The following is a 9,973-nucleotide window of genomic DNA, read 5'->3' as shown; positions in this document are numbered from 1 at the left end:
CGCAAACTAAATATCATGTTGGAAAGAAAACCAACAAACTAAAAATCACCCAAACACAGAGCTGGACGCTCTGCATTTGAGTGATGATGCAATTACTGTATTAACTTCAACCACCGGCTGCTTTCTGAAATGATCTGTCACAAAGACTTTCAGCGCATGATGCTGGATGCAGAAATTTATGTTGACCGCATTGCGGATATGCGGATCACCAACATGAATGCCGCCATGGAAGCTGTCCGGCAATCTGTGATTAAGAAAAAAGGAAACGGAAATAATTTCATCGCTATATCATCGAGGGTACGCTTCCACTCAATATGGATTCGTACCCTCTTCTTGCCTTTTCTAATCACCACACGAATATTGATTGACAAGAACGACTACAATGACTATAATGGTGATTAGGAAAACTACAGGAGGTGCCTTATGACATTTATTGAGAGCGAAACTATCGAACTCAAGTCTTCGGTTGTTGCAGACCTTTGCAAAGAGGTGATTGCCTTTGCTAACACAAAAGGCGGCACTCTTTACATTGGTGTTGAGGACAATGGTACGGTGATTGGTGTGGATAGTGCCGACCGTGTTACCTTGCAAATAAATAACATGGTTCGGGATTCCATCAAACCTGATATTACGATGTTTGTCCACTATGAGACACAAGTGATAGATGATAAACAAATTATCGCCGTGACCGTTCAGGAGGGTACAGACCGTCCCTATTATCTGGGCAGCAAGGGATTAAAGCCCAGCGGCGTATATGTCCGAAATGGTACATCTACAGATCCTGCCTCTGATACCGCCATCCGAAAAATGATTAAAGAAACCGATGGCGACAGTTTTGAAACCATGCGCTCTTTGGAGCAGAATTTGTCATTTCAGGTAGCTGAAGCACAGTTTGCCAAGAGGAAGGTTCCCTATGATGCTACTAAGATGCAGACTTTGGGAATGGTTTCTTCGGACGGCATTTACTCCAATGTAGCGTTGCTTCTGTCCGAACAATGTCCGAATACCATCAAGGCAGCAACCTTTGCCGGTGTTGATCAGAGCGTATTCCAAGATAGACGTGAGTTTACTGGTTCGCTGTTTCAGCAGATGGAAGATTTGTATGCCTATCTTGATCTTCACAATCAAACCAAGGCCACATTTGAAGGACTATACCGAACTGATACCAGAGATTACCCAGAGGACGCTTTGAGAGAAACATTGATGAATTCTCTGGTGCATAGAGATTACTCCTTTAGTGCCAGCACCCTTGTCAGTATTTATGAGGATCGAATTGAATTTGTATCCGTGGGCGGTCTGCCTACCGGGATCACTTTGGATGACATTATGCTCGGCCTCTCCGTTTGCAGAAATCCGAAATTAGCAGCTATCTTCTATCGCTTACAGCTGATTGAAGCTTACGGAACTGGTATGCCCAAAATCATGAAAGCATACGCAGGCACAGGGTTGGAACCTAAAATTGAAGTAACAAACAACGCTTTCAAAATTACACTCCCCAATAGAAATGCCGTTAAGGCAACTGATAGAGTTCCTAATGAACGTAAATCCAATGAAGAAAAGATTCTGGACTTGATTGCCCAAAACGGCTATGTAGTGCGTAGCGATGTGGATCAACTGTTGGATGTCAGCCAAACAACGGCCAGCCGTATTCTAAAACGCATGGTTACAGACGGCTTGATCTATCAGGACGGAAGAGGCAGAAAAACAAAGTATAAGAAGATATAACATTCACGCTAATAAATAAAAACAAAAGCAAGAGGGAGGAAAAACAGAATGAAAGAAAGGAAAAAGCCCCGACGGTTTGTAAAAGTATGTTTTTTCATATCAGTCGTTGCGTTTTTGACTGTTCCACAGTGCGTGTTTGCAGCGGAAAAAACGGACAATTCGGATGCAGAGCTTGTTTTGCAGGAGCAGGAAGCAGCAGAGGATGAAGCTGCAGCGTATGCGGCAGATGATAATCGGGAAGACTTTCAGGGTACAGACATGGAGCTGTATCTTATTATGGAAGAACGAATTAAAAAGGCCATGCTTGACAATCCGGAAAAGGATACCATTATTGTTCCTTTGGGGGATTTAAAAGCAAAACGCAAAGAAGAGGAAGGCCAGGATGGAAACCGGATCAACAATCTGTACAGTTATTCTCCGTATTTTCCGGACATTCTGATGGTAGGCCTGGAACTTTATTCGAATCCGTTTAGCAAATATTATACCTATGCAGAGGTATCACATACAGAGGGAAAGAAAACAAAGGAAATCTTTGAAAAAATTGACCGAAAACTGGAGTATATTTACAGTCTGGTAGACGATACGATGTCCGATGAGGAAAAAGCACTGGTGATTCACGATTATCTGGTCTCTCATGTGCATTTTGACGGTTCACAGAGACATTGGACAAGTTATGGAGCCATTATGCTCGGATATGCAACAGCGCAGGGTTATAACAGTGCTTACCAGTATCTGATGAATCATCTGGGCATCGATGCCTGCTTTGTGTCGAGCAGGCCGTCGGATCCACAGTCACATGCCTGGAATATGATTCAGATCGATGGAAAGTATTATAACGTGGACACCGTCTGCGATGAAAGTGAGAGTGCAAGGGTTAGTCATAAACATTTTCTGCTGTCTACGGATGATCTGGCAGCAATCAAACCGGCCAGCAATCCCACGAAGCATAAATTAGAAGACAAAGTCCATGCGTGCACCAGTACAAAATACAGAAACGCATACTGGAGAGAGATCGACTCTCCGATCTATGTGCAGGACGGAATCCATTATTACATCAAGAATAGTGCTCTGTGTACATACGACCCGGCAACAGGAAAAGAAACCGTTGTCTGGGGCGGAAATGGAATCGGAGTGACTACCATGCTGGTGAAAACCAGGGATGCACTGTATTGCACCGACTATACAACTGTCTGGCGTTATTCTCTGAAGACAGGAAGAAAAACAGTTGTCTATGAACTGCCCGATGATCAGAAAATTTTCTGGGATATTAATGATCTTCGATGGGAGGATGGCCAGCTGGAGATTACGAAATATCATGCCAGCACGATGGAGTATGAGACCATTCAGCAGCCCTTCGAAGAGGAGACTCCGGTTGCAGATGGCTGGTTTGAGGATCTGGACGGCAGAAAATATTTTAAAAATCAGAAAGCACTGACCGGCTGGCAGAGTCTGGATGGAAATTTTTACTTCTTTAATGAAACTGGTGTGATGCAGACCGGCTGGGTAGAAGACAATGGAAGAAAGTATTATCTGAATCAGGATGGAATCTGGCAGAAAAACTGCTGGATGGAAGACGGGGAAGGACGCCATTATCTGGATGGAAAAGGACAGAAAATGACTGGCTGGCTGACGATTGGGGAAAATACCTATTATCTGGGTGAAGACGGTGTAATGCAGACCGGCTGGGTGACGATCGACGGGAAAGAATACTATTTTAACTACGAAGGTGAGATGCTGAAGGGTCTGCAGGATATTCAGATGAAAACGTATCTGTTCGATAACAACGGAGTGAAACTGACCGGCTGGCAGCAGTGGGAAGGTCAGAAGTATTATCTTGGAACGGACGGCGTGATGTATATGGAACAGTGGGTCGACGGTACTTATTATATGAGATACGACGGTACCATGGCTACAGACTGGGAATGGACCGGAGAAAAAATGGAGTATTTCGATGAGAACGGAAGATATGTCCCGGAACGGCCCTGGGAAGGCTGGAGCGTGGCAGGTGGAGAGACCTACTATTACCAGTATGGTGACTATGTAACCGGCTGGCAAGAAATTGAAAAGCAGCAGTATTACTTTGCATCCGACGGCCATATGGTAAAGGACCGCTGGGTGCTTCTGGAAGAAAAATGGTACTATTTTGGAAGCAACGGTGTGATGACGAAAAAACAGTGGAAGCAGATCACAGGAAAATGGTATTATTTCGAAGACAACGGCGTGATGGTGAAGAATCAGTGGAAACAGATTGGCAAGACCTGGTACAGTTTTAACAAAGACGGTCAGATGCGTGCAAGCTGCTGGGTCGGAGACTATTATGTCAAAGCGGATGGAGCCATGGCGACGAATCAGATGGTTGGAACCTATTATGTTGGAAATGATGGCAAATGGGTGAAGAACCGCTGGGTGCTTCTGGAGGGAAAATGGTATTATTTCGAAGGTAATGGCGTAATGGTGAAGAACCAGTGGAAACAGATTGGCAAGACCTGGTACAGTTTTAACAAAGACGGTCAGATGCGCGCAGACTGCTGGGTTGGAGACTATTATGTCAAAGCGGACGGAGCCATGGCGACGAACCAGTGGATTGGAAAATATTACGTCGGAAACGATGGAAAATGGGTAAAAGGAAAGACAAAAACAGCATAAACCTGGACTATAGCTCCAAAAAAATGCTTCCACCCACCGGACTATATACCCTTAGCCGGACGCACGGTCTGACCCCAATGTGGTCAACTCATCCTATCAGCGGAGTGGAGTAAAAAGTTATTTACTATCATTCATTATGAGCTGCAAAACAGCAGGTGTATAGTTACCCAAGAATTAAGCGCTTACGTTGTATGTACCAAAGGTGGATGAACATTTCGTTGGAAGTCTGGCAATGATTCCGTTGCAGTTGATGGGATATTATGTTTCTGTGGCGAAAGGACTGGATGTGGATAAGCCGAGGAATTTGGCAAAGAGTGTTACAGTAGAATAATAACATAATCAGGAAACAGGTGCGAAAAATTTTCGAAATAAGCAGAATGGCAAATTCAAAAATTTCCCGCACCTATTAACTATTCTGTAAAGTTCATAAAAGGGATATCATAAGCAGCATAAGGTGATGCAGATGTAATTAAGGAAATTGTTGGGCGCAAATAGGATAACAATAATGCCGGTGCATTTTGTTTTAATAATTTCTCACTATGTTCTGCATCAACCTTCTCTGGATTCCACCGAAACAATGCAGCTTCTTCAGCCTCAATAAAAAATGGAGAGGAGTCGTCTTTTTTTCCGATCAGAAGATTCAAAACAACCACGGCTGAATTTTTTTCCGGTCCAGGTTGTGTTTCCACATGTGATTCCAGAGATATATTTATTTGGGAAGCATCTTCTGTTTCAAATCCATTATTTAATGCAAAAGAGAGTTTTAAAAGGGAAGGATTGCTAAACTGAAATGAACTAACCATACATTCTCCTTTCTTACTAAGCTGCTTCTGTTAAATTATTTTCCGGAAGCTCTGTGTCTTTTTGTGTTTTTTTATATGAATAACCGGTTTCAGAAATGTCTATCATTTCATGCACATAAACAGCTTTATTTAAAATAGCTTTGTGCATATTTATAAAAGAAGTCTTTGGTGTAAGTGAAATATAGGCGGATGCTCGCATTAGAACTTGTACTGGTGCCGCATTCTTTTCTTTTTCAATCATTAAATCAAGATTAGAAAGATCCAGATCTTTAAATTCTACTCTTGTATTAGAACCTTCTTTGTGGATAATCATACTGGAAGCTATTTCTTCAAAATAACGCTCTTGTTCTTGAAGATACTCAACGGTCGGATGAAGAATATTCTGTCGAAGTCGTGAAGAATCTTCCTTAGATAAAATAATGGGACCTGTCATAACAGTATTGCGCATAATATTCTCCTTTCAATACCCTAATAAGTCAGCGGTCTGTTGTTCAAAATAATTTTTCACATACTGACTGTCCTTAATAAGGTCAATATACATGTATGTATTTACCGCATCAATATTCTTGCCCATCTCTTTAAATCCAATTTTTTTGTACCAGTCCACTTTTTCAGGTACTGCATTCAGGGTAATAAAACGAATTGGTAAAAAATCAGTCCATTGCCGTGCTTCATTAATAATTTTTTCTAATGTTTTTGTCCCAATTTTATTCTTTTGATATTTTGTTCCTATTGCCAGATAATTTATATACAAACTGGGAAGAAATTCTCCAAAATCATCAATTTGATAATCAGATATTTCTGAAATACAATCATAAAAAGCGACATCCCGAAAGGTTATCATATAGTATCCAACTACGAGTGACTTATATTCAATTTCATATGCATAACACTGTTGCAGCAGTGTGGCAAAATAGGAATTTTCAACATACTCATTAATCGCAGGATTCCCACAATCAAAGTTATTAACCGCAGATGTCATCAATTTATATTGAAGCTCTGCCATATCTTCACCCTTTCTTTTGGTTTAATTAATAGTCTGTATTTTACCAAGACAGATCATTTGTGTTAAAATCCATAGAAATAATTAGAATTCTTACTTTTTTATGCTAATTTGTCATGCGTGATCAGCTTCACCTAAAAACACTATATCTTAAACTTCGGCACAAATATGCGTGGATTATTAGTGGCAATGTAAGACATTTCCATGCCTTTACCGGTAGTTTCTCTATTAGATATGGGGTAATCCCTATCCCCTATATCAAACCCTGCGTGCGTTATTAACGCATACAGATCTTCTCTTTATATTTCATACTTTATTAGAATACAAACGTACATTATACTAAATTCCCCAGTCCACACATTACTTTAAGTATATCACAAGTCAGCAAATAAATCATCCTTGTATAAAATTATTTTCGGAGAAATTATGAAAGAAAAATCGTTTGTAAAAAAATAAAATTATATGATATCACAATTAAGAACAATACGGACACTGGAAATGTAAAAATCAGGATTTTTACCCCTGATACTATTGACGAATGCGAATTAGAGCGGATGAAAGTAATGCAATTAAACGAAGTACAAAAATTAGTGCGGAGTTCATATAAAGGAACAGTAACAATTTTGCTTTAATTTTCAGGTATGTCAGAGCGGCGAAATCAGTTGAAAGCGGCGGAGCGCTTCCTGATCCTGCCATTGCTGTGTTGCAGCTGTTTTTTCTGTATTCATAGTATAACTGCCTCCTTTTGAGACAACTATACCAGCAGGCAGTGCATCAGACGAATCAAAGCAGGTGCATTGCTTTACCAGCGGATCGGAACCAGAAATCCGCCGTTGTTATAGATTAGACGCAGGATACGTTCCAGCCAGTCGGAATGCTTTTTACTGACTGCATCGAGCAGGGAAACTTTTGAAAAAAGGATGTCCCGGCCGCAGGCCAGCAGATGGAATCCAGCCGTACGCAGATATCCTTCGATCCGGGTAAGGTTTTCTACAAACCACTGCATCCAGCGCCGCATGGTGGAAAAGGACGGATAATCTTCTGAGTCCAGATTCTCTGGGCGTACTACTTCATCCAGAACCCCGGAGATGACCTCTGCTTCGTAGTGTTTGTAAGGCACCAGGCAGTCCGGAAGTTCCGTATGATAGGAGTGGCAGATGGGGCACATATGGGAAGTTTCACTGCTCTCAACAAAAAATACCAAAATCCTCCTTGAGGACCAGTGTGTAATCTGATATAATAATCATGGTTATATGACCAGGATCTCAGAGTACACAACTTGTCAGGGAGGGTGCTCTGGGTTCTTTTTCTTTCTGTAGACTACTGACAGTATACAGATCAATCCAGAGACATGCAAGAAGATCATAATAGCGTTAATTTAAGGAGTCAACAACACTTGATCTAAAAGGCCTTGCATCACATCGATGAAAGATCTCATTATATTGTTATATCAATATGTCGCTCTCCGGCTTAATCCCCTTGTATTTCTTTCAAAAATTTAATAGCCTCAATTCCAAGGAACCGAGGCTATTACGCGTATATTTCTTCTCTATTCAATTCAATTACTCCTTTTCCAAAAAAAATTTAATAAAATCAGCTATCTTTTTTCCAGCAGTCTTACGCTGCTTGTACGATTTTTCTCCTTTTATACAATTTTTAATCTCTTTTTTGATTTCTTCTTGTATCTCATTTTTCAATAAACTTTCCACTTCATCCTTATCAATAATGGGATCCTTTTGTGTTTTCCTTAATGTTTCACAGACAATTTTTATACGCTCTATTTTCCCTTTTTCTTTTAATTTTGTACCAAGCAAATAAACGACACCTATAATAACAGCCAATGCTATAACTATTACTCCAACTGCAATTATTGCTCCAAGTTTCAAACAAAACTCCTTCTTATCCGGAGCATATGTTATCATTTCAGAGAGGATTCGGGGACATTCAACCACCTCCTGACCCAATCAGTGCCACAGAATAGTTACTATTTAAATTCTACCTCGTTCGCATTTTTATGTCAATATATTTTAAAAAGCTTTTTAATATCCTTTTTTGTTGTATGTTTTTCTGACACTTTAAAATTTCTGTTAAAGTTTTTCGATATATTTTTGTGCACTTTTATTTGTCATCCATTGGAGTATATGATATGATAATTTTATATTAGATCGTACAAGTGCTTCTATTTTTTAGGGATTTCATTTCCCTTAAAGCAATATTTCAACCACTTAACCCCACCCAAATCATGGTCCTTACGTACCAAACTTGCTGAAAGGAATAATACTTATGAACGATGTAATCTCACAGCTAAAAAACAACAATAAACTTATCAATATTATACGCTGTTATCCACAGATTTCAAAAGCTGCCTTGGCAGAGTATCTTAAAGTTTCCTGGCCGACTGTATCCACTAATATTGAAGTTTTAAGGAAAAGTAATATTTTAAGTGCTTCCAGCCCCTTACTGATCAACCCGGATTTCGCGCATATGATTGGTATATCTGTTGGATCTGCACAGACAAAACTTACTATAATTGACATGAATTTTTCTCCTATTTCCAGCGAAAAATTTGGCCGCGTTTTGTCCGATCTGGATATCTTTTGTGATGCACGTGAGTATATGGATGAAAACAGAAAAGAAATTACCAATTACATTTTCTTTCAAACTCCAGACAATCTCTTTGAACTGCAGACAAAATTAGATGATATCATTGCCGATATTATAAAGTTGGTAGAAAAACAGGATCAATTCCATATGAATATTATTTCAATTGGAATTGCTTTTACAGGTGCCATCGACAATGTCACAAAGAAAATTGTAAAGTCCCATAACCTTGAATTTTTGTCGGATAAACCGCTGAATACTATTATTTATCCAAATCGCCTGGACTTTTTCGACCAAAAAGGAATCAATATCTACATTGATAATAATTCCAATACGTCTGTCGTGGCTGAAAAATATAATATGTATAATCCTGAAAGTACTAACTACAAATATCGTGACAAAAAAAATATGCTGATCCTTTATCTCGGTGCTGGTGTAGGTGCGGGCATGATTTTTAATAACAGTTTATACCATGGTGCTACAAATTTTGTCGGTGAACTCGGTCACTTGGAGTTACCACCCTATCCTGCTATAGAGTTTAAAGCCGTGGAAAGCTGTTGTTCCTGCGGGAGTTCTGAATGTTTAGACTATCGGATTCGAAATGATGTTTTTGAGATGACGAAAGCTGAATTTTCAGAATTGACTTCTGCTAATATTAAAAACTATTTAATGGATAATCCAAAGAAATTTGAAATTTTCACATATTATATTGGAAAAGTCACTAATCTGCTCATCAATCTCCTTAACTTAGATTTAATTGTTTTCACCGGAAAATTCAAAGAAATTGCAGATTATATGTGGCCATTGCTTTATAAGTACATAAATGCTAATAAGCTATCCTATATTGCTAATGAGTGTGAACTTAAATCTTCTAGTCTCGGTCCTACAGCACCATCTATCGGTGTTGCTATTTGTGCTTATTTTGATAAGCTGGGAGAAGATATTAATTGGAATTTCTGATCTGTCCCTTCAACATCAAGAGCCGCGATCTCGCGCGGCTCTCCTCTATCACAAGTTTCCAATTAGATTCTTTATCTGAAAACGTCAAAACACAAGTGTAAGCATTTGGGTCTGCCCCTGTTAAAATGGCGGTGTTACTGAATGAAAAAGATTATTATAAATTTTGCACTGCCCAATGCTATGCGGGGTCTGATCGTGCGTCCAGCTAAGGGTATATAGTCCGGTGGGTGGAAGC

General features: G+C 39.7%; 9 protein-coding genes. 4 read left to right on the top strand and 5 right to left on the bottom strand.

Features of this window, described 5'->3' with window-relative positions; genetic code table 11:
- Positions 1-129: 129 nt before the first annotated feature.
- From DWW13_RS19135 to DWW13_RS17130, 3 genes are read left to right on the top strand one after another with little or no spacing between them, the layout of a single operon-like run.
- Complete coding sequence (locus DWW13_RS19135; protein WP_199674874.1) at positions 130-402, top strand: hypothetical protein; 273 nt, start codon at positions 130-132, stop codon at positions 400-402.
- Between the two features lie 21 nt (positions 403-423).
- Positions 424-1,725 (top strand): RNA-binding domain-containing protein, encoded by a 1,302-nt coding sequence (locus DWW13_RS17135; protein ID WP_118720681.1) that lies wholly within the window; start codon positions 424-426, stop codon positions 1,723-1,725.
- Positions 1,726-1,773: 48 nt separating this feature from the next.
- Positions 1,774-4,371 carry a transglutaminase domain-containing protein gene (locus tag DWW13_RS17130; RefSeq protein WP_118720679.1) on the top strand — a complete coding sequence of 866 codons (2,598 nt, stop codon included), beginning with the start codon at positions 1,774-1,776 and terminating at the stop codon, positions 4,369-4,371.
- Between the two features lie 410 nt (positions 4,372-4,781).
- Here the strand turns inward: DWW13_RS17130 and DWW13_RS17125 are convergent, their stop codons facing one another.
- The 5 genes from DWW13_RS17125 to DWW13_RS17105 all read right to left on the bottom strand — a co-directional run bounded on the left by DWW13_RS17125 (position 4,782) and on the right by DWW13_RS17105 (position 8,063).
- Entirely contained in the window at positions 4,782-5,174 is a 393-nt protein-coding gene (locus DWW13_RS17125; protein ID WP_118720677.1) for a protein-export chaperone SecB, read from the bottom strand.
- Positions 5,175-5,190: 16 nt separating this feature from the next.
- Positions 5,191-5,622 carry a hypothetical protein gene (locus DWW13_RS17120; protein WP_118720675.1) on the bottom strand — a complete coding sequence of 144 codons (432 nt, stop codon included), beginning with the start codon at positions 5,620-5,622 and terminating at the stop codon, positions 5,191-5,193.
- A gap of 12 nt (positions 5,623-5,634) precedes the next feature.
- A complete protein-coding gene (locus DWW13_RS17115; RefSeq protein WP_118720673.1) occupies positions 5,635-6,180 on the bottom strand; it encodes a GNAT family N-acetyltransferase in 546 nt (181 codons plus the stop codon).
- Positions 6,181-6,979: 799 nt separating this feature from the next.
- Positions 6,980-7,381 (bottom strand): DUF6431 domain-containing protein, encoded by a 402-nt coding sequence (locus DWW13_RS17110; RefSeq protein ID WP_118720671.1) that lies wholly within the window; start codon positions 7,379-7,381, stop codon positions 6,980-6,982.
- A 358-nt stretch (positions 7,382-7,739) separates the two neighbouring features.
- Entirely contained in the window at positions 7,740-8,063 is a 324-nt protein-coding gene (locus DWW13_RS17105) for a hypothetical protein (RefSeq protein WP_147398335.1), read from the bottom strand.
- Between the two features lie 397 nt (positions 8,064-8,460).
- Here DWW13_RS17105 and DWW13_RS17100 point away from each other — a divergent pair, with 397 nt between their 5' ends.
- On the top strand, positions 8,461-9,738 hold the full coding sequence (locus tag DWW13_RS17100; protein WP_118720667.1) for an ROK family protein: 1,278 nt from the start codon (positions 8,461-8,463) through the stop codon (positions 9,736-9,738).
- Positions 9,739-9,973 lie beyond the last annotated feature (235 nt).

It is taken from the genome of Blautia sp. AF14-40, assembly GCF_003479665.1.
GTDB lineage: Bacteria > Bacillota > Clostridia > Lachnospirales > Lachnospiraceae > Fusicatenibacter > Fusicatenibacter saccharivorans.
This window is presented reverse-complemented; position numbering and strand designations above follow the sequence as displayed.

What these genes read in the sequence shown, in the direction of transcription:
- DWW13_RS17130 (WP_118720679.1), top strand. Translation starts at nt 1,774, where the DNA reads ATGAAAGAAAGGAAAAAGCCCCGACGGTTTGTAAAAGTATGTTTTTTC.
- DWW13_RS17125 (WP_118720677.1), bottom strand. Translation starts at nt 5,174, where the DNA reads ATGGTTAGTTCATTTCAGTTTAGCAATCCTTCCCTTTTAAAACTCTCT.
- DWW13_RS17115 (WP_118720673.1), bottom strand. Translation starts at nt 6,180, where the DNA reads ATGGCAGAGCTTCAATATAAATTGATGACATCTGCGGTTAATAACTTT.
- DWW13_RS17120 (WP_118720675.1), bottom strand. Translation starts at nt 5,622, where the DNA reads ATGCGCAATACTGTTATGACAGGTCCCATTATTTTATCTAAGGAAGAT.
- DWW13_RS17135 (WP_118720681.1), top strand. Translation starts at nt 424, where the DNA reads ATGACATTTATTGAGAGCGAAACTATCGAACTCAAGTCTTCGGTTGTT.
- DWW13_RS19135 (WP_199674874.1), top strand. Translation starts at nt 130, where the DNA reads ATGATCTGTCACAAAGACTTTCAGCGCATGATGCTGGATGCAGAAATT.
- DWW13_RS17100 (WP_118720667.1), top strand. Translation starts at nt 8,461, where the DNA reads ATGAACGATGTAATCTCACAGCTAAAAAACAACAATAAACTTATCAAT.